A 19444-nucleotide genomic window follows, 5' to 3' on the forward strand; every position below is an offset into this window, starting at 1 on the left:
GTGAACTGGGCATAGCCTGGAAACATGACGGATCTTGACTTGACCACGTTGCGTGCGGCGTACGACGCCCAGCTGCGGCCGGGCCTGCCCGACCCGGTACCGGTGGGCGCGCGGGTGGAGCAGGACGGGCCGTTGTTCCGGGTGCTGGGCCTCGACCATGGTGGCCTGGTGACCTATCGCGACCTCGGTGGGTTGGTTGACGCCGAACTCGACGCGTTGATCGCCCGCCAGGCGGAGGTGGCCCGTGAACGGGGCGAGCCGGTGGAGTGGAAACTGCACGGCCACGACGAGCCGGCTGACCTGCCGCAGCGGCTGCGCGCGGCCGGATTCGTGCCGCAGGCCCAGGAGAGCGTCATGGTCGGCCCGGTCGCGCCGCTGGCCTCCGCACTGCCGGTGGTACCCGAGGGCGTACGCCTGCGGGAGGTCACCACCCGCGCGGACCTGGACCGGATCGCGGCGCTGGAGACCGAGGTGTGGGGCCGTGACCTGACCGGTCTCGCCGACGGGCTGGAACGGGAGATCGCCGCCGATCCGCAGGCGATCACCGTCGTGGTGGCCGAGGCCGGTGAGACGGTGGTGAGCGCGGGCTGGGTCCGTTACCCCGTGGGCAGCACCTTCGCCACCCTCTGGGGCGGGTCCACCCATCCGCAGTGGCGTGGGCAGGGCGTCTACCGGGCGCTGGTCACCTATCGGGCCCGCCTCGCCGGCCAACGCGACCGGACACTGTTGCAGGTCGACGCCTCCGACGAAAGCCGTCCACTGCTGGGACGCCTCGGTCTCGTCCCGGTCACCAGCACCACACCCTACGTCTACACTTCGTGATCATGGCGCAACGGCTGACGGACGAGGAGATGTTGACCCTCAAGACGGGGGCCTTCGGTGCCGTGTTCCTGGTTTCCAACGCCGATCCAGGGATGCTCGCGTTGTTCCGGGAGAGCTTTGCCGCCTCCGGGCCGATGGCCGATGCGAGCGGAGTGGTCAAGGCCGCGTTGAGCAGCGGACCGCTGCCCAAGTTGCCCCGTGACTCGGAGTTGGAGATCGAGTCGGTGGTGCTGCCCGCGCTGCGCCAGGCGATCAGGATCCTGACCGAGAAGGCCCCGGAGGACGTCGCGGTCTACCGCTCGGTGGTGTTGGCCGCCGCCGATCGTACGGCGCGGGCCCACGACGGGGTCAGCACCGCCGAGGCGCAGGTCATCGAGCGGATCGCCGGGGCGTTACGCGAGCCAGCGGCCTGAACCGACGGTCACCCGGGAGCGGCCGGTGCGTGCCGGGCTCGGTGACGGGCCGCGGTGGCAAAATGCCGGTGACCTGAGTCACCCGGTGTGCGTCCGGAGGGCTAACTTACTGGCAGGTAACATTGCGGCGTGGGCAACTGCACAGGGTTGATGGTTGACCTAACGGTGGCTCAGGAGCAAGGCTGCGCCCCAGAGCAGGGCGTGTGATCACATCACCACAGCAGGAGGGTCGTCGAAGCGCGATGAATATCGTCGTACTCGTCAAGCAGGTGCCTGATTCGGGGGCGGACCGCAATCTGCGTTCTGACGACAACACAGTTGACCGCGGTTCGGCGAACAACGTGATCAATGAGATGGATGAGTATGCCATCGAAGAGGCGTTGAAGATCAAGGAGGCGCACGGCGGTGAGGTGACGATCCTGACGATGGGTCCGGATCGGGCGACCGAGTCGATCCGTAAGGCGTTGTCGATGGGTCCGGACAAGGCGGTGCATGTGGTGGACGACGCCCTGCACGGGTCGTGCGCCGTGGCCACGTCCAAGGTGCTCGCCGCCGCCCTCGGGCAGCTCAACGCCGATCTGGTGCTCTGTGGTTCGGAGTCGACCGACGGTCGGGTGCAGGTGATGCCGCACATGCTCGCCGAGCGGCTCGGCGTCGCGGCGCTGACCGGTGCCCGCAAGCTCACCGTCGACGGCAGCGTGTTGACGGTGGAACGGCAGACCGAGGAGGGCTACGAGGTGGTCACCGCCTCTACGCCGGCCATCGTGTCGGTGTGGGACACCATCAACGAGCCCCGGTACCCGTCGTTCAAGGGGATCATGGCCGCCAAGAAGAAGCCGGTGCAGACGCTGTCCCTGGCCGACCTGGGCGTGGCCGCCGACGAGGTGGGTCTCGCCGGGGCGACGAGTGTGGTGGTGGAGCACAGTAAGCGTCCGCCGCGCTCGGGTGGGGCGAAGGTCACCGACGAGGGTTCCGGCGGCGCGCAGCTGGTCGAGTTCCTCGCCACCGAGAAGTTCGTGTGAGGGGTGTGGGACATGTCTGAGGTTCTCGTCGTCGTCGAAGCCACTGGTGAGTTCGGCGTCAAGAAGGTCACGTGCGAGATGCTCACCCTGGCCCGTGAGTTGGGCAGCCCGTCGGCGGTGGTGCTCGGCGGGACCGGTGCCGCCGACGCGCTCGCGGCGAAGCTGGGCGAGTACGGCGCGGAGAAGATCTACGCCGCCGAGGGTGAGCAGATCGACGGTTACCTGGTGGCGCCGAAGGCCACCGTGGTGGCTGACCTGGTCAAGCGGGTGCAGCCGGCCGCTGTCCTGCTCGCTTCCTCGCAGGAGGGTAAGGAGATCGCGGCCCGGCTGGCGGTCAAGCTGGACAACGGCATCCTGACCGACGTGGTCGCGTTGGCCGCCGACGGCACCGCCACCCAGGTGGCCTTCGCCGGCTCGACCATCGTCACGTCCAAGGTCACCCGGGGTCTGCCGCTGGTCACCGTCCGACCGAACTCGGTCACCCCGGCCCCGGCCCCGGCCACCCCGACCGTCGAGCAGCTCACCGTCACCGTCTCCGACACCGACACGCTGGCCAAGGTGGTCGACCGGGTGGCCGAGCAGAAGGGCTCCCGCCCCGAGCTCACCGAAGCCGGTGTGGTCGTCGCCGGCGGCCGTGGAATCGGCAACGCCGACAACTTCACCCTGGTCGAGGAGTTGGCCGACCTGCTCGGTGGCGCCGTCGGCGCCTCCCGCGCCGCCGTCGACTCCGGCTTCTACCCACACCAGTACCAGGTCGGCCAGACCGGAAAGACCGTCTCCCCGCAGCTGTACATCGCGCTCGGCATCTCCGGCGCCATCCAACACCGCGCTGGTATGCAAACCTCGAAGACCATCGTCGCGGTCAACAAGGACGGCGAAGCGCCGATCTTCGAACTCGCCGACTTCGGCGTCGTCGGCGACCTGTTCAAGGTAGTTCCACAGGCCGCCGAGGAAATCCGCAAGCGCAAGTAGGGCCAACCGACAGCCGCCGCCCGATATCGGGCGGCGGCTGTCGGTTGTGCGGGAAAAGGGAGCTGATCGGCGGGCCGGGGAGCTGAACCGGCCCGCCGATCAGCCCGTCAGAGAGCCCCTCAACAGGCTGTCGCCGGAGTGGGCGGTGTTGTTGTCGAACTGCTCGGCGGAGACGTCGACGACAGAGTATTGCCTCAGGTCCACGTTCGGCGGCAGCGGTAAGAGTACGTCAGCGCCGCCGCCGAGGACGCCGATCGAGAACATCTCCATGTTCTGCGGGTTGATCAGCCACACCTCGTAATACCCCGTCACCGGCGGGAGATTCGCCACGTGCAGGTGCAATTCCCCGCTGCCGAGCACGCGGGCGTCGCCCCGGGCCTGTGGCGGAGTCGAACCGTACGCGGCCAGTCGGGCGCTGGCCGTCACCGATGGTTGCGGCGGCGTGCCCTCGCGCAGCACCGCGGCGGTGCCGGCCACGCCGACCGCGGCGGCGGCGACCGCGGTGACCGCGTATCGGACCCAGCGCCGGGGCCGGCGCGTCGCCGACGGGACAACGCGTGGTGCCGCGCCGTCCCGGCGATCCGCCGGCTGCGGTCGCGTGATGGTCAGTGCGGGTAGTTGTTCCGCCGCCCTGATCTCGGCGGTGATGCCCTGCCAGAGGTGCTCCGGCGGATCGGGCAGGTCGCGCAGCGACTGGGTGGCCCTACCGAGGCCGGCGACCTCGCGCAGACCCGCCAGCTCGGCGCGGCAGTGCGAGCAGGCGTCGAGATGGGTGCGGTCGGCATTGTCCGCCTCACTCTCACCGAGCGCCAGAAATATCAGCCGGTCGTGCTCCAGGTGCTGCACCGTCCACCTCCCATCTGCGCTTCAGGCTCGCCATGCCCCGCCGGATGTGACTCTTCACCGTGCCGAGCGGCACCCCGGTGACAGCCGCGATCTGCTGGTGGGTCAGATCGTCGAAGAAGGCCAATTCCAACATGCGTCGCTGCTCGTCCGGCAGCCGCGCCAACTCGTCGGCCACCACCAGCCGGTCGACCACGATGTCCGGGTCGCTGCCGGGGGAGACCGGCTCGGGCAGTTGGCGTACGGTCTCGACCACCCGGTTCTCCCGGGCCGAGGAACGCAGCCGGTCGATCACCTTGCGCCGGCCGATCCCGAGCAGCCAGCCGACCAGCGAGCCCTTCGTCGGATCGAAGGTGTCCCGGCCGAGCCAGGCGGCGACGAAGGTGGCCTGGGTCGCGTCCTCCGCGTCGCTGCGGTTGACCAGAGTGCTGGTGGCCAGGTGCAGGACGGCCCGTCCGTAGCGGTCGTACGCCTCGCGCAGTGCCCGCTCGTCACCAGCGCGGAAGCGTTGGGCCAAGTCGTCTTCGGATGTGTCCGGTTCCTGCCGGATCTCCGTCACGAGACGGCTCGCCTGGTTGGAGGCATACCCGACTGTAGCTCGCACCAGTGCCGTCCCCTCTGTCCGCCCGGCGTGGCTCGTGATCCGTCTGTCAGCCCCAGGGGCTCCTCCACCTCTTTTCGTCCGCGCGGTGCCGGTTGGATGCGCCGTCGGACGAAAAAAGAAAGTCGCCTCCGGCCGCATCCGAGCGGCGAGGTGCCGGCGTAACTCGGGGTGCACAGCAAGCCTGACGAACCAGCACGAACCATCAGGAGGCAGACATGCAGTTCGCGTACCTTCGCCGGGCCGCCGCGGGTGGTGCGGTCGCCGCGCTGACCTTCGTCGGCGCCGGCATCGCGACGGCCACCCCCGCGTACGCCGCCACCTCGAAGGTCTCCGTCGTCCACGGCATTCCGGACACCCCGGTCGACGTCTACGTCAACGGGGAGAAGACCCTGGAGAACTTCAAGCCCGGTGACGTGGCCGGCCCGCTGGACCTGCCGGAGGGGTCGTACGACATCGCCCTGACCAAGCCCGGTGAGCCCATCGGACAGGCGATCCTGACCGCGGACGACGCCGAGGTGCCGGGCGGGGCGAACATCAGCATCGCCGCTCACCTCGACGCCGACGGTGAGCCCACGATCACCCCGTTCGTGAACGACACCGCCAAGGTCGACGCCGGTAAGGCCCGGCTGATCGTCCGGCACACCGCCGCCGCGCCGGCGGTGGACGTGCGGGCCGGCGGCAGCCCGGTCTTCGAGGGGCTGACCAACCCGAACGAGGCCAAGGCCGATGTGGACGCGGGCAGCGTCTCGGCGGACGTGGTGCTCGCGGGCACCGACACGGTGGCGATCGGGCCGGCCGACCTGAATCTGCGCGAGGGCACCGCCACGATCGTCTACGCCATCGGCTCCGCCGAGGCGGAGAACCTGACCGTCGTGGCGCAGACCATCACCGGCCTGCACTCGGCGCCCTCCGGCGTGCCGAGCGGCACCGGCGGTCAGGCCGACACCGGCCTCGGCCTGTGGTGGTACGCGCTGGCGGGTACCGGCGTCCTGCTGCTGGTCGCGGGCGGGGCGCGGGCGGCTGTCGTCCGGTCCGGTCGCCGGTGACCGTGGTCAACCGTGGGGCGCTGGCGGCGGTTGCCGCCGGCGCCGCCGCGCTCGCCGTGGCGACCGTGCTGGCCGTGGTGTCCCGACCGAACGGGACCGTCGGCGCCGACCAGGCCGCCGCACTGGCCGGCCCGAGCCCTTCGGCCACCGGGTCGTCAGCCGGTGGGCTGCCGGTGGCAGTCGTTCCGGGAGCGCTGCCCGACGACGTCGGACCGGTGCCACCGGTCCGGCTCCGGATCCCCGCGATCGACGTCACCGCCCGGGTCGACCCCGTCGGCGTCGACAAGCGCACCGGCGAGTTCGACGTGCCGCCCAGCGTCGACCAGGTCGGCTGGTACCGCTACGGTCCCGGGCTCACGGCCGAGTCCGGTTCGGTGGTGATCGCCGGCCACGTCGACAGCGCCGAGCAGGGCCGGGGCGCCTTCTACCGGCTGCGGGAACTCGTCCCGGGCGACACCCTGACGGCCATCGGTGACGACGGGACCGAACGGACCTACCGGGTGGTGGCCCGGGAGGAGTACGACAAGACGAAGATCCCGCTGGAGCGCTACTTCGCGCGCGACGGTCGACCGCGACTGACCCTGATCACCTGTGGCGGGCCCTTCGACGCCGAGGCCCGCAGATACCGCGACAACATCGTCGTGACCGCGGTTCCGGTCTGATGTCGACGTCGGGTTATCCGGCCTGCGGTCGGAGCGAGCGCGGTCGTTAGGCTGAGTCGTGATGGCTTACCTGGATCATGCCGCGACGACCCCGGTGCTCGACGAGGCACTTGAGGCGTACGTCGCGACCGCCCGCGAGGTCGGCAACGCGTCGTCACTGCACGCCTCCGGTCGGCATGCCCGGCGGCGGGTGGAGGAGTCGCGGGAGCGGGTGGCCGCCGCACTAGCCGCCCGGCCGTCCGAGGTGATCTTCACTGGTGGCGGTACGGAGAGCGACAATCTCGCGGTCAAGGGCATCTTCTGGGCCCGCCGGGACGCCGACCCCCGGCGCCGCCGGGTGGTCTCCAGCGCCGTCGAGCACCACGCCGTGCTCGACGCGGTGGACTGGTTGGGCCGGCATGAGAACGCCGAGGTGGGCTGGCTGCCGGTCGACGAGGTCGGCCGGTTGCACCCCGACGCGCTCCGCGCCGAACTGGCCGAGCACGGCGAGCAGGTGGCGTTGATCACCGCCATGTGGGCGAACAACGAGGTCGGCACGGTACAGCGGATCAGGGACCTGGCCGCGGTCGCCGTGGAGTACGGCGTGCCGTTCCACACCGACGCCATCCAGGCGGTCGGCCAGGTGCCGGTCGACTTCGCCGCCAGCGGCGTCGCCGCCCTCACCGTGACCGGGCACAAGCTCGGCGGCCCGGTCGGCGTGGGCGCGTTGGTGCTGGCCCGGGACGTGGCCGCCGTGCCACTGCTGCACGGCGGTGGGCAGGAACGCGATGTGCGCTCCGGCACCCTGGACACCGCCGGCATCGTGGCTTTCGCCGTCGCCGTCGAGGCTGCGGTCAAGGGCCAGCAGGAGTACGCGGCCCGGGTGGCCGCGCTCCGCGACGATCTGGTGCAGCGGGTCCGGCAGGCGGTGCCCGAGGTCGTCTACAACGGCGATCCCGACGACCGGCTGCCCGGTAACGCCCACTTCTCCTTTCCCGGCTGCGAGGGCGACGCCCTGCTGCTCCTGCTGGACGCCCAGGGCATCTACTGCTCGACCGGGTCGGCCTGCTCGGCGGGGGTGGCCCAGCCCTCGCACGTGCTGCTCGCGATGGGCGCGGACGACGACCGGGCCCGGTCGTCGCTGCGCTTCTCCCTCGGCCACAACAGCACCCCCGACGACGTCGACGCCCTGATCGCCGCTCTCCCCGGAGCCGTCGAACGGGCCCGCCGCGCCGCCCAGCGCAGCCCTCGCTGACTGCGAAGGAAGGGCCCCTTGTTAACGCCTGCGGTAGAGCAGGGGCCCCCGGTTAACACCGGCCGTACCGCACGCCGCTAAGTGCCAGTGCGGGGGATAGGGTCGACGGGAAGGGAGAGTGGTCGGGGTGAGGGTGTTGGCGGCGATGTCCGGCGGCGTGGATTCCGCCGTGGCGGCGGCGCGGGCGGTGCAGGCCGGTCACGACGTCACCGGCGTACACCTGGCCCTGGCTCGGAACCCGCAGACCTATCGCACCGGCGCGCGGGGCTGCTGCACCCTGGAGGACTCCCGCGACGCGCGGCGCGCGGCCGACGTGCTCGGCATCCCGTTCTACGTCTGGGACATGGCCGACCGCTTCCACGCCGACGTGGTCGACGACTTCGTCGCCGAGTACGCGGCCGGACGTACCCCCAACCCGTGCCTGCGCTGCAACGAAAAGATCAAGTTCGCCGCGGTGCTGGACCGGGCGGTGGCCCTCGGGTTCGACGCGGTGGTCACCGGCCATCACGCCCGGCTCGGCCCGGACGGCCTGCTGCGTCGCAGCGTCGACGAGGCCAAGGACCAGTCGTACGTGCTGGCCGTGCTCACCCGCGAGCAGCTGGACCGATCGATGTTCCCGCTCGGCGACTCGACCAAGGCCCAGGTGCGGCAGGAGGCCGCCGAGCGTGGCCTGGCCGTGGCCGACAAGCCGGATTCGCACGACATCTGCTTCATCGCCGACGGCGACACCCGAGGTTTCCTCGCCCAGCGGCTCGGCGAGTCGCCCGGCGACGTGGTCGACGCGACCACCGGCGCCGTGGTCGGACAGCACACCGGGGCGTACGCGTACACCGTCGGGCAGCGGCGTGGTCTGCACCTGGACCGGCCCGCCCCGGACGGTCGGCCCCGGTACGTGCTGTCCATCACGCCCAAGACCAACACGGTGACCGTCGGCCCGGCCGAGGCCCTGGAGGTGTCCGCCGTCTCCGCCACCCGCCCGGTCTGGACCGGCGGCCCACGCCCCGACCAGCCGATCGAGTGCGAGGTGCAGCTGCGGGCGCACGGCGTCGTCGTACCCGCCGTCGTCACCGTCGACGCCGACCAGCTGCACGCCGACCTGCGGCGTCCCGTTCGTGGTGTGGCGGCCGGACAGGCGATCGTCGCGTACCGTCCCGACCCGGCCGGCGACGTGGTCCTCGGCTCCGCCACCATCACCGACTGACCGCCCGGCGGGTCCGTGCCGGACCGAGCGGGTGGCCGCGGCCCTGTGGTTGCGGCGACGGCGGGTAGGGTTCTGCCGTGACTGATCGGGGATGGCCTTGGCCGGTGGGCGCGGCGACCGGGATCGGGTCGCTGCCCGGCACCGACATCGCCGAGGCGCAGCGGATCGTGCTCGGCGAGTTTCCCGCCCTGCCGCACCTGCCCGAGTTGCCGGCCCGTGGGCCGGGCGCCGACCTGATCGGTCGCACCGCCGGCCTGCTCGTCGAGCTGCCGGTGGAGCTGTACGCCGCGCGCTGGCGGGTCGCACCGCGGCCCGGCAAGGACCTGCGTCGGGCTCGTGACCTGATGGAACGAGACCTCGACCAACTCGCCGAGCAGGCCGAGGAGTACGCCGGCACGGTCAAGGTCCAGGCGGGCGGTCCCGTCACCCTGGCCGCCTCGCTGGAGTTGCCGATCGGTGGCCGGATGCTGCGCGATCTCGGCGCCGTACGCGATCTCGCCGGCTCGCTCGCCGAAGGGCTGCGTGGCCATGTCGAGGCGGTGGCCCGCCGAATGCCCCGGGCCGGTGTGCTGCTCCAGTTGGACGAGCCGTCGCTGCCGGCGGTGCTGGCCGGTCGGGTGCCGACCGAGAGCGGTCTCGGCACGTACCGGGCCATGGAGTCGGAGGTCGCCGCCGGTCTGCTGCGCGACGTGATCGAGTCGGCGGGAGTGCCGACCGTGGTGCACTGCTGCGCCGTGGACGTGCCGCTGGAGCTGATCCGGTCCGCCGGTGCGGTCGGGGTGGCACTCGACCTGAGCCGGGTGACCGACCTGGATCCGCTGGGTGAGGCGTTGGACGCCGGGCTGGGGTTGGTGGCCGGGGCCGCGCCGACTTCACCGCCGACCGGTGGCGCGCCGACTTCGGCGCAGGTCGCCGACCGGGTACGCGGGCTCTGGGACCGTCTCGGCTTTCCACGCGGCCAACTCGCCGAGCAGGTCGTGGTCACTCCCGCCTGCGGGCTGGCCGGGGCGACTCCGGCGTACGCCCGGGCCGTCCTGGCCGCCTGTCGCGACGCGGGTCGTCGGCTAGCCGAGGTGTGAGGTTCCTGTCGTACCCGGTTGGCAGGATGACCGACATGATCGGACGACTACGTTCCACTGTCATCGACAGCGGCCCCAACAGTTCCATCTCGACGTGACGGTCGACGACATCGAGACGGCGGAGCGGAGGGTGCTGGCCCTGGGCGCCCGGCGCCTGCCCGGAGCGGGCGAGGGTTTCCGGGTCTACGCCGACCCGGTCGGGCATCCGTTCTGCCTCTGCTGGGACTGACCGGTCGATCGGGTGTTGGCCGGGCTCGCCGGCGGGCGGCATGATCGCCTCCATGACCCCTTCTGTGCAGCGTCGGGCTGCCGGTTCGATCTTCGGGCTGGCCTTCGGCGACGCCCTCGGCAAGCCCACCGAGTTCCTCAGCGTCGCTGAGATAGACCGGCGGTACGGGCCGACCGGCCCCCGCGAGTTGGTCGGCGATCCGGCGCTGGTCACCGACGACACCCAGATGGCGCTGGCGGTGGCCTGGGCGCTGCACGACGCACCGGAGCACACGGCCGAGGCGGTGCAGCCACTGCTCCGGCAACGCTTCCTGGCCTGGGCTGCCAGCCCGGACAACAACCGGGCACCAGGAATGACCTGTCTGCGGGCCTGCGCCGAGCTGTCCCGTGGGCTGCCCTGGCAGCAGGCCACGGTGGTCGACTCGAAGGGCTGCGGGGCCAACATGCGGGTCACCCCGGTCGGGCTGCTCGACGTCGACCTGGACACTCTCGCCGGGTTGGCCCAACTTCAGGCCGGCCTCACCCACGGTCACCCGACCGGTCTGGCCGCCAGCGAACTGACCGCGTACGCCGTCCGGCTGCTGCGCGCCGGCGTCGCCCTGGCCGAGCTGCCCGGTCTGCTCACCGAACGGGTGGGCGAGCAACGGGTGGTCTACCGCACCGACTGGCTCGGCGACCTTTGGCGGCGCGCGAACGCCGCGACGCCCGAGGCCTTCATCTCGGCCGGTTGGGACGAGTGCGGTGCGGCGCTGCGTCAGCTCGACGCGGCACTGTCCGGGCCGGACGATGGGGGCGACCCGTGCCGGCTCACCGGTGAGGGCTGGATCGCCGAGGAGGCCCTGGTGACGGCCCTCTACTGTGCCGTTCGGCACGCCGACGACCCGGTCGGCGCCCTCGTCCGGGGTGCCCGCACGGCCGGTGACTCCGACTCCATCGCCGCCCTCGCCGGCGCCTTCGTGGGTGCCGCCCTGGGCATGGCCGCCTGGCCGGCACCGTGGGCCGAGCGGATCGAGTACGCCGACCAGCTCGTCGCCCTGTCGGCGCGGCACGACTGACCCGCGGCTGCCACCATCGACCGGACCGGCCCGGAACCCGACCCCGGCACCTGCATGGCCGCCCTGGTCGGCCGGGTTGTCCCACCCGGGCGCTACGGTGCGGAGGTAGCACGATCACGGGAGGTACGGTGGCCGGAGGCGGCAGCGTGTCCGAAGAAGCGAGCGGTCAGCAGCTCAGCGCGGCGCAGGAGGCGGCGGCGGGAGCCGAGCCGACCCCACAGGCACGGGAACGCCATGCCACCCTGAGCCAGGAGCTGACCGAGCATCAGTACCGCTACTACGTGCTTGATGCGCCGACCGTCTCCGACGCCGAGTTCGACCGGCAACTGCGCGAGCTGACCGCGCTGGAGGAGGAGTTCCCGGCGCTGCGTACGCCGGATTCGCCGACCCAGCGCGTCGGCGGCACCTTCTCCACCGACTTCACCCCGGTGGCCCACGCCGAACGGATGATGTCGCTGGACAATGCCTTCGCCGACGAGGAGTTGGCCGCCTGGGCGGAACGGGTCGAGCGGGACGCCGGTGGGCCGGTGCCCTACCTGTGTGAGCTGAAGGTCGACGGGCTGGCGATCAACCTGACCTACCAGGACGGGCGACTGATCCGGGCGGCGACCCGGGGCGACGGGCGCACCGGTGAGGATGTCACGGCCAACGTGCGCAGCATCCGGGACGTGCCCAGCCGACTGACCGACTCGGCCGAGTTCGGTCCGGTTCCCGAGTTCATCGAGGTGCGGGGCGAGATCTACTTCCCGATCGCGGCCTTCGCCGACCTCAACGCCGGCCTGGTCGAGCAGGGCAAGGCACCGTTCGCGAATCCACGCAACGCGGCTGCGGGCAGTCTGCGGCAGAAGGATCCGCGGATCACCGCGTCGCGGCCGTTGCGCCTGGTGGTGCACGGCATCGGCGCCCGGCAAGGCTTCCAGCCGGGCACCCAGTCCGAGTCGTACTCGGCGTTGCAGGCGTGGGGCCTGCCGACCAGCGACCGCTGGCGGGTGCTGCCGGATCTCGCCGAGGTCCGCGACTACATCGCCCACTACGCCGCGCACCGGCACGACGTCGAGCACGAGATCGACGGCGTGGTGGTGAAGGTTGACCCGGTGCCGATCCAGGGGCGGCTCGGCTCGACCAGCCGGGCACCCCGCTGGGCGATCGCCTTCAAGTACCCCCCGGAGGAGGTCAACACCAAGCTCCTCGACATCGAGGTCGAGGTCGGCCGCACCGGGCGGGTGACGCCCCGTGCCCTGCTCGAACCGGTCAAGGTGGCCGGCTCCACGGTGGCGTACGCGACCCTGCACAACGCCCGCGAGGTGGAGCGCAAGGGGGTGCTGATCGGCGACACGGTGGTGATCCGCAAGGCCGGCGACGTGATCCCCGAGGTGCTCGGCCCGGTGGTCGACCTGCGCCCGCCGGATGCCCGACCGTTCGTCATGCCCACCACCTGCCCGGCCTGCGACACCCCGTTGGCCCCGGCCAAGGAGGGCGACGTCGACATCCGCTGCCCGAATTCGCGCAGCTGCCCCGCGCAGCTGCGCGAGCGGGTGTTCCACCTGGCCGGGCGCGGTGCGTTCGACATCGAGGCGCTCGGCTACAAAAGCGGTGCCGCACTGCTCGACGCGCAGATCATCACCGACGAGGGGGATCTGTTCTCCCTCGATGCCGAGCAGCTCGCCCGTTCGCCGTTCTTCGTCAACAAGGACGGCAGCCTCGGCAGCAACGCGACCAAGCTGCTCGACAATCTCGCCGTGGCCAAGGAACGTGACCTGTGGCGGGTGCTGGTGGCGCTGTCCATCCGGCACGTCGGGCCGACCGCCGCGCAGGCCCTGGCCCGGCACTTCCGCTCGATCGAGGCGATCGACAACGCCTCCGAGGAGGAGCTCTCCTCCGTCGACGGGGTCGGTCCGACGATCGCCGCCAGCATCCGCGAGTGGTTCGCCGTCGACTGGCACCGCGAGGTCGTCCGTAAGTGGGCCGAGGCGGGCGTACGGATGGCCGAGGAGGCGGTGGCGGAGGGGCCCCGCCCACTGGAAGGCCTCACCGTGGTGGTCACCGGCACGCTGAGTGGATATTCCCGCGACCAGGCCGCCGAGGCGATCCAGTCGCGGGGCGGCAAGGTCTCGGGCTCGGTCTCGAAGAAGACCGGCTTCGTGGTGGTCGGCGACAATCCGGGGTCCAAGGCGGACAAGGCGGCCACCCTGAAGGTGCCGATCCTCGACGAGGATGGCTTCCGGGTGCTGCTCGACGCGGGGGTCGACGCGGCCCGCGAGGTGGCCCGCGTCGACGAGTGAGCCCTTCGGGGCACTCGTGGAGGTACCAACTTAATTACGACTACGACCGATTCGTGACTGTCGCGGAGGGAAAACCGCCACCAGGGGCGTTTCATTGGGTCACGGCACGTGAGAGCACGTGCCGGGTTCCGTACCGGGAGGTGTGATGGAGCCGCCCGACCCGCGCAACCTGGTCCCACCCGGACGGGCGGCGCAGTTCACCGCCTTCGTGGTTGGTGTGCTCGCAGTGGCAGTGCTGGTCTCGGCCGGCCCGCTGGTGTCCCTGGGCACGTCGCTGCCCGATCTGCCGGTGGCGTTCTGGACGATGGCGGTGCTCGCCGTGGCCTGCGACGCGCGCCCGTTCGTCGCGCCCGGGCGGCGGCAGTCCTCGGCGGTCTATCCGTCGAGCTGCTTCACCTTCGCCATCCTGCTCGGCTGGGGGCTCGGTCCCGCCGTCGCCGTGCAGGCGGTGGCCGTGCTGGTGTCCGGGGTCCGGATGGGCCACGCCCCGTGGCGTACGGCCTTCAACGCGGCCCAGTACGCGTGCTCCCTGGCCGCCGCGTACGCGGTCAGCCGGCTCGGGCCCGGCGCCGCCTTCGACAGCGGGCCCCTGAACTGGACGGACGTCGCGGCGATCGGTGGTGCCGGGGTCGCCTGGTTCCTGGTCAACTACGGCCTGGTAACCGCCGCCGTCCGGCTGCGCTTCGGCGAGCGATGGTGGCCCAACGCCTGGCGGGGCCTGCCGTTCGAGCTGCTCTCCACCGGCTCCCTGCTGCTGCTCGCTCCGATCCTCGTCACCGCGGCCCGAGCCAGCGCGGCCCTCGTCCCGCTGGTGCTGGTGCCGCTGTTCGCGGTGTACCGGATGGCGCGGCTCACCGTCGAGCAGCATCAACTCGCCTCGCTCGACCCGCTTACCGGGCTACCCAACCGCAAGGCGCTGCTGGCCGAGGTCAACGAGCAGGTGCACCGGCACGCCGAACGCGCCGCACGGGGCGAGCCGGACGCCCACCTGGCCCTGCTGCTGATCGATCTGGACCGCTTCAAGAACGTCAACGACGCGCTCGGGCACGCGGTGGGTGACCGGCTGCTGGTCGAGGTGAGTGCCCGGCTGACCGACGTGGTCGAGTCGCCGGACCTGGTCGCCCGGCTCGGTGGCGACGAGTTCGCCATCGTGATGACCGGCCTGACCGAGGTCGGGCAGGCCCGTGCCTTCGCCGACCAGGTGGTGCGGGTGCTGGCCGAGCCGGTCCCGCTGGACGGGCTGCCGCTGGACGTCGGTGGCTCCATCGGGATCGCCCTCTATCCCGATCATGGCGAGGACTTCGCCACCCTGATGCGGCACGCCGACGTGGCGATGTACGACGCGAAGCACCGTAACGACACCGTCGCCGTCTACACGGCCGAGTCCGACCACAACTCCGCCGAGCGGCTGGGCCTGCTGGCCGACCTGCGCCGAGTGCTGGAGGTGGGGCCGACGGGGCAACCGCGCGCAGCGGAGGCCGCACCCCCGGTACGCGGTGGGGACGGCGCCACGCTGCCCGCTGCCCCACCGACGGAGGAGGGCCCCGGCCAGCGGTGGTGGAGTCGCCGCCGACGCCGGCTGCCGACCGGGGTCCACGACGACGAGCTGATCAACCGGATCGTGATCGCTGCGGACCCGATCCTGCGCCGGAGCACCCAGCCCACCCAGCCGGAGCCGGACGCCGACGAGGTGTGGGCCCGGCCGACGCAACCCGAGGGGCAGTCCGATCCGGCGCCGGACGCGGGCGAGATCATGTTGTATTACCAGCCGCAGATCGAGATCGCCACCGGCGAGGTGGTCGGCGTGGAGGCACTGCTGCGGTGGCGTCACCCCCGCCGGGGGATGGTCGACCCGGAGGAGTTGATCCGGGTCGCCGAGCAGAGCGCGGTGATGCGGCTGCTCACCCGCCGGGTCGTCGACGATGTGGTGGAGCAGCTCGCGAAGTGGTCGGCGGCCGGTGTCAGCCTGCGGGCGGCCCTCAACGTCAGCGTGCGGGACCTGCACACCGGCGAGATCGCCGAGCAGATCGCCGATCGGCTGACCCGCTACGGGGTGGCCCCGCAGCGGCTGCAACTGGAGATCACCGAAGGTGCGTTGATGGCCGATCCGCGTCGGGTGCTGGCCACCATCACCCAGCTGCACCGCATCGGGGTGGGCATCGCGCTGGACGACTTCGGCACCGGCTACTCGTCCCTGCAACACCTGCGTCGGCTGCCGTTGTCGGAGGTGAAGGTCGACCGGTCCTTCGTCCTCGGCATGGCCGACGACGGCGACGACGCGGCGATCGTGCGGTCGACCATCGAGCTGGCCAAGGCACTGGGGTTGCGGGTGGTGGCCGAGGGTGTGGAGGACGAGCGGACGTGGCGGATGCTGCACTCGGCGGGCTGCGACGCCGCCCAGGGCTGGTTCTACGCCCGGCCGATGCCGGCCGAGGAACTGGTCGCCTGGCTGGCCCGCTACCGTCCGGTTCGTCCGTTGGCCGCCTCCGACGAGGCGGAGCTGCCGCGCCGGCACCCCCGGTGACCTGCCGGCCGCGAGGTGACCTGGCGGCCGATCTCGAAGGTGTGTGAATCGGCGTCCGGGGAGCCGCCAGCGCTCGGCCGGGCAGGGAACAATAGACTCGCTGGGCGTCACCGCGGGTCGCGGCGCAGCGACCGGGTGGGCGTAGGCAGACGCAGGACAGCCACGAAGGGGGCACCGATGGCCGCCATCTCCCGCGAGGAGGTCGCGCACCTGGCGCGACTGTCGCGGCTCGCCGTGACGGAGGAGGAACTCGACACCTTCGCCGGCCAGCTCGACGTGATCCTCCAGGCGGTAGCCCAGGTGGGCGAGGTCGCCGCCGCCGACATCCCGCCGACCTCGCACTCGGTACCGCTGACCAACGTGTTCCGCGACGACGTCGTGACGCCGTGCCTGAGCCCGCAGGAGGCGCTGTCGGGTGCACCCGACGCGGAGGAGCAGCGGTTCCGCGTACCGCGGATCCTGGACGAGGATGTGGCATCGTGAGCGAGCGGATCATCGGGCTCGGCGACGGCACGGGGCGAAGCGGAGTGGCGGCATGAGTGACCTGACGAAGTTGAACGCCGTCGAGATCGCCGGCCTGGTCGCCTCGGGGCAGACCTCCGCCGTCGAGGTGACCCAGGCGCACCTGGACCGGATCGCCGCCGTCGACGGACGGGTCAACGCCTTCCTGCACGTCGACAGCGAGGGCGCGCTGACCGCCGCCCGCGAGGTCGACGCCCAGCGTGCCGCCGGTGCCCAGCTGGGGCCGCTGGCCGGGGTGCCGGTCGCGGTCAAGGACGTGCTGACCACCAAGGGCGTGCCGACCACCGTCGGGTCGAAGATCCTTGAGGGCTGGCGCCCGCCGTACGACTCGACGATCGTGCAGCGGCTGCGCGCCGCCGGCACGGTGATGCTCGGCAAGACCAACATGGATGAGTTCGCGATGGGCTCCTCCACGGAGTACTCCGCGTACGGACCGACCCGCAACCCGTGGGACACCGACCGCATTCCGGGCGGTTCCGGTGGCGGTAGCGCCGCCGCGCTGGCCGCGTACGAGGCACCGCTGGCGATCGGCTCGGACACCGGTGGCTCGATCCGCCAGCCGGGTGCGGTCACCGGCACCGTCGGCGCCAAGCCGACCTACGGCGGCACCTCCCGCTACGGCCTGGTGGCGTTCTCCTCCTCGCTGGACACCCCCGGCCCCTGTGCACGTACGGTGCTCGACGCCGCGTTGCTGCACGAGGTCATCGGCGGGCACGACCCGCGCGACTCGACCTCGATCGCGGCGCCGGTGCCGGACGTGGTCGCGGCGGCGAAGCTCGGCGCCACCGGTGACCTGACCGGGGTACGGCTCGGCATCGTCACCGAGTTCGCCGGCGAGGGTGCCGAGCCGGGTGTGCTGGCCGCCTTCAACGAGGCGGTCGACACGCTGACCAAGCTCGGCGCGGAGATCGTCGAGGTCTCCTGCCCGCACTTCAAGTACGCGCTGCCGGCGTACTACCTGATCGCCCCGAGCGAGTGCTCCTCCAACCTGGCCCGCTTTGACGGGGTCCGGTTCGGGCTGCGCGTCGGCGACGACGGCAACCGGTCGCTGGAGGAGGTCATGTCGCTGACCCGGGAGGCCGGTTTCGGTCCCGAGGTCAAGCGACGGATCATGATCGGCACGTACGCGCTCTCCTCGGGCTACTACGACGCCTACTACGGGCAGGCCCAGAAGGTCCGTACGCTGATCACCCGAGACTTCACCGCCGCGTTCGAGCGGGTCGACGCGCTGATCTCGCCGACCACCCCGTTCGTGGCGTTCCCGCTGGGTGCGCGCACCTCCGACCCGTACCAGATGTACCTGGCCGACCTGTTCACCATCCCGACGAACCTGTACGGCGGGCCGGGCATCTCGGTGCCGTGCGGTCTGGCCGACGGGCTGCCGGTCGGCCTCCAGGTGATGGCCCCGACGATGGCCGACGACCGGATGTACCGGGTCGCCGCCGCGTTGGAGAGCGCGGTCGGCACGCTCACCCCTCCGGCCCTGTGATCTACGGTGCGCAAGGCGGCCGCCCGCCGCCTTGCGCACCCGCATCGTCGTGTCTCCGGTGTGGTCACCCGACCGCACCGGGCGTGGTCGTCGGCGCGACACGCTGGCCGCCGTTCGGGTAATTGCCCGCCATCAACCTTCCTGATTGGATGATTGCGAGTCGGCTGGACCGGCTGGACTCCGGTCGCTGGCGAACGCGAGCCGTTCTGATCAGACCTGGATGTGCGATGAAGACACTGCGCCCGGTCATGGCCCTGACGATGGTGGTCGCGTTACTGCTGGGCACCGCACCCCCGGCCGCAGCGGCGACCGTCACCATCACCTCCGGCGCACCCCGGTCGCCCATGTATCTGGGGCAGGTGTACGCGATCCACACGGTCGAGGCCACGGGTGGCACCGAGCCGTACCGGTTGTCGGTGAGCGCGGGGAGCCTGCCGCCGGGCATGTTGGTGGTCGGCAACTCCCTCGGCGGTTCGCCGACCACGGCGGGCACCTACACCTTCACCCTGCGGATGACCGACGCGGCCGACCAGTTCGCCGAGCAGAGGGCGACGATCGAGGTACGCGAACCCACGATCGAAATCACCTCGGGTGCGCCCCGGACGCCGATGTACCTGGGGCAGGTGTACGCGATCCACACCGTCGAGGCGACCGGTGGCACCGAGCCGTACCGGTTGTCGGTGAGCGCGGGGAGCCTGCCGCCGGGCATGCTGGTGGTCGGTAACTCGCTCGGGGGTTCGCCGACCACGACCGGCACCTACCCCGCGACCCTGCGGATGACCGACAAGAACGGCTTCTTCGGCGAGCAGGACATCAGCATCCTCGTCGCCGAGGCCGCGACCGCCTTCACCTCCGGCGACCCGCCCGCCGGCAGGGTCGGCCAGCCGTACTCGTTCCGGTTCACCGCCGACGGTGACGAGAACATCACCTTCGCCCTGGCCGCCGGAACCCTGCCGGACGGGCTCACCCTCGCCACGGACGGCCGGCTCAGCGGCACCCCGAGCAGCGCCGGCACGTTCGACTTCATGGTGCGAGCGGCGGGTGCCCGCACCAGCGCCACCACAGAGGTGGAGCTGGTCGTCGCCGCCGCGACGCCGACCACTCCCACGGCGACCCCGACCGGTCCGAGCCCCACACCGACCGTTCCCACGGCCACGCCGACTCCGGTCGACCCGACCTCGACGCCGTCGCAGAGCCCTGCGGCACCGGTCCCGTCGCCATCGAAGACGAGCGGGGCGTGGCTGCCGGTCACCGGATCGAACTCGACCCTCGTGCTGCTGTTGCTGAGCGTCCTGGCGTTCTCCATCGGCGGGATCCTGCTCGTGCTGACCTTCAACCGTCGTCGGCGGTTCAGCGCACCCGAGTGACATCCCGACCGACACCGCGGTGATGCCCGGCCGAGACGGGCCGGGTCGAGCGGTTAGGCTTGGCAGCGTTGTGTCCGGA

General features: G+C 71.5%; 17 protein-coding genes and 1 pseudogene. 16 read left to right on the forward strand and 2 right to left on the reverse strand.

Translation table 11 applies throughout. The annotated features are described in order from the left end of the window. Positions 1-24: 24 nt before the first annotated feature. From AB0M35_RS03490 to AB0M35_RS03505, 4 genes are all read left to right on the forward strand, one after another. Positions 25-822 carry a GNAT family N-acetyltransferase gene (locus AB0M35_RS03490; protein ID WP_363740957.1) on the forward strand — a complete coding sequence of 266 codons (798 nt, stop codon included), beginning with the start codon at positions 25-27 and terminating at the stop codon, positions 820-822. Next, entirely contained in the window at positions 819-1235 is a 417-nt protein-coding gene (locus AB0M35_RS03495) for a hypothetical protein (RefSeq protein WP_363740959.1), read from the forward strand. Before AB0M35_RS03490 ends, AB0M35_RS03495 begins: the two co-directional genes overlap by 4 nt. A gap of 242 nt (positions 1236-1477) precedes the next feature. Further along, positions 1478-2257, forward strand: coding sequence for an electron transfer flavoprotein subunit beta/FixA family protein (locus AB0M35_RS03500; RefSeq protein ID WP_363740961.1), 780 nt, complete (start codon positions 1478-1480; stop codon positions 2255-2257). A gap of 12 nt (positions 2258-2269) precedes the next feature. Then, complete coding sequence (locus AB0M35_RS03505; protein WP_363740962.1) at positions 2270-3229, forward strand: electron transfer flavoprotein subunit alpha/FixB family protein; 960 nt, start codon at positions 2270-2272, stop codon at positions 3227-3229. 99 nt (positions 3230-3328) lie between these two features. Here the strand turns inward: AB0M35_RS03505 and AB0M35_RS03510 are convergent, their stop codons facing one another. Together AB0M35_RS03510 and AB0M35_RS03515 are read right to left on the reverse strand one after the other, a co-directional pair. Then, positions 3329-4075, reverse strand: a complete 747-nt coding sequence (locus AB0M35_RS03510; protein WP_363740964.1) for an anti-sigma factor — start codon at positions 4073-4075, stop codon at positions 3329-3331. Next, a complete protein-coding gene (locus AB0M35_RS03515; RefSeq protein ID WP_363740966.1) occupies positions 4029-4631 on the reverse strand; it encodes a sigma-70 family RNA polymerase sigma factor in 603 nt (200 codons plus the stop codon). The genes AB0M35_RS03510 and AB0M35_RS03515 overlap by 47 nt, the downstream gene beginning before the upstream one ends. A 260-nt stretch (positions 4632-4891) precedes the next feature. On the opposite strand from AB0M35_RS03515, the gene AB0M35_RS03520 reads away from it, so the two are divergent. The 12 genes and pseudogenes from AB0M35_RS03520 (at position 4892) to AB0M35_RS03575 (ending at position 19365) form a co-directional block, all read left to right on the forward strand. Continuing rightward, entirely contained in the window at positions 4892-5722 is an 831-nt protein-coding gene (locus AB0M35_RS03520) for a DUF4397 domain-containing protein (protein ID WP_363740968.1), read from the forward strand. Further along, positions 5719-6384 (forward strand): class F sortase, encoded by a 666-nt coding sequence (locus AB0M35_RS03525; RefSeq protein ID WP_363740970.1) that lies wholly within the window; start codon positions 5719-5721, stop codon positions 6382-6384. Before AB0M35_RS03520 ends, AB0M35_RS03525 begins: the two co-directional genes overlap by 4 nt. Before the next feature lie 61 nt (positions 6385-6445). Next, positions 6446-7618, forward strand: coding sequence for a cysteine desulfurase family protein (locus AB0M35_RS03530; protein WP_363740973.1), 1173 nt, complete (start codon positions 6446-6448; stop codon positions 7616-7618). A 127-nt stretch (positions 7619-7745) separates the two neighbouring features. Continuing rightward, the gene (mnmA, locus tag AB0M35_RS03535; RefSeq protein WP_363740975.1) at positions 7746-8819 is read left to right on the forward strand and encodes a tRNA 2-thiouridine(34) synthase MnmA; all 1074 of its coding nucleotides are present in this window, start codon (positions 7746-7748) and stop codon (positions 8817-8819) included. A 77-nt stretch (positions 8820-8896) separates the two neighbouring features. Next, positions 8897-9898, forward strand: a complete 1002-nt coding sequence (locus AB0M35_RS03540) for a methionine synthase (protein ID WP_363740976.1) — start codon at positions 8897-8899, stop codon at positions 9896-9898. A 73-nt stretch (positions 9899-9971) separates the two neighbouring features. Then, positions 9972-10127, forward strand: a pseudogene (locus AB0M35_RS03545) (VOC family protein); the annotation flags it as partial. 40 nt (positions 10128-10167) lie between these two features. Then, the gene (locus AB0M35_RS03550; protein WP_363740978.1) at positions 10168-11181 is read left to right on the forward strand and encodes an ADP-ribosylglycohydrolase family protein; all 1014 of its coding nucleotides are present in this window, start codon (positions 10168-10170) and stop codon (positions 11179-11181) included. 146 nt (positions 11182-11327) lie between these two features. Further along, on the forward strand, positions 11328-13463 hold the full coding sequence (gene ligA / locus AB0M35_RS03555; RefSeq protein WP_363740980.1) for an NAD-dependent DNA ligase LigA: 2136 nt from the start codon (positions 11328-11330) through the stop codon (positions 13461-13463). A gap of 145 nt (positions 13464-13608) precedes the next feature. After that, positions 13609-15987, forward strand: coding sequence for an EAL domain-containing protein (locus tag AB0M35_RS03560; protein WP_363740982.1), 2379 nt, complete (start codon positions 13609-13611; stop codon positions 15985-15987). A gap of 177 nt (positions 15988-16164) precedes the next feature. Beyond that, positions 16165-16470 (forward strand): Asp-tRNA(Asn)/Glu-tRNA(Gln) amidotransferase subunit GatC, encoded by a 306-nt coding sequence (gene gatC, locus AB0M35_RS03565; RefSeq protein ID WP_363740984.1) that lies wholly within the window; start codon positions 16165-16167, stop codon positions 16468-16470. Between the two features lie 52 nt (positions 16471-16522). Further along, positions 16523-17998, forward strand: coding sequence for an Asp-tRNA(Asn)/Glu-tRNA(Gln) amidotransferase subunit GatA (gene gatA / locus AB0M35_RS03570; protein ID WP_363740986.1), 1476 nt, complete (start codon positions 16523-16525; stop codon positions 17996-17998). 227 nt (positions 17999-18225) lie between these two features. After that, positions 18226-19365 (forward strand): putative Ig domain-containing protein, encoded by a 1140-nt coding sequence (locus AB0M35_RS03575; RefSeq protein ID WP_363740988.1) that lies wholly within the window; start codon positions 18226-18228, stop codon positions 19363-19365. The last annotated feature ends 79 nt before the right edge of the window (positions 19366-19444 follow it).

Origin of the sequence: Micromonospora sp. NPDC051196, assembly GCF_040682415.1 — a bacterium.
GTDB lineage: Bacteria > Actinomycetota > Actinomycetes > Mycobacteriales > Micromonosporaceae > Micromonospora.

Coding starts and splice junctions, on each gene's coding strand:
- AB0M35_RS03490 (WP_363740957.1), top strand. CDS start 25: ATGACGGATCTTGACTTGACCACGTTGCGTGCGGCGTACGACGCCCAG.
- AB0M35_RS03500 (WP_363740961.1), top strand. CDS start 1,478: ATGAATATCGTCGTACTCGTCAAGCAGGTGCCTGATTCGGGGGCGGAC.
- AB0M35_RS03505 (WP_363740962.1), top strand. CDS start 2,270: ATGTCTGAGGTTCTCGTCGTCGTCGAAGCCACTGGTGAGTTCGGCGTC.
- AB0M35_RS03520 (WP_363740968.1), top strand. CDS start 4,892: ATGCAGTTCGCGTACCTTCGCCGGGCCGCCGCGGGTGGTGCGGTCGCC.
- AB0M35_RS03530 (WP_363740973.1), top strand. CDS start 6,446: ATGGCTTACCTGGATCATGCCGCGACGACCCCGGTGCTCGACGAGGCA.
- AB0M35_RS03550 (WP_363740978.1), top strand. CDS start 10,168: ATGATCGCCTCCATGACCCCTTCTGTGCAGCGTCGGGCTGCCGGTTCG.
- AB0M35_RS03560 (WP_363740982.1), top strand. CDS start 13,609: ATGGAGCCGCCCGACCCGCGCAACCTGGTCCCACCCGGACGGGCGGCG.
- gatC (WP_363740984.1), top strand. CDS start 16,165: ATGGCCGCCATCTCCCGCGAGGAGGTCGCGCACCTGGCGCGACTGTCG.
- gatA (WP_363740986.1), top strand. CDS start 16,523: ATGAGTGACCTGACGAAGTTGAACGCCGTCGAGATCGCCGGCCTGGTC.
- AB0M35_RS03575 (WP_363740988.1), top strand. CDS start 18,226: ATGAAGACACTGCGCCCGGTCATGGCCCTGACGATGGTGGTCGCGTTA.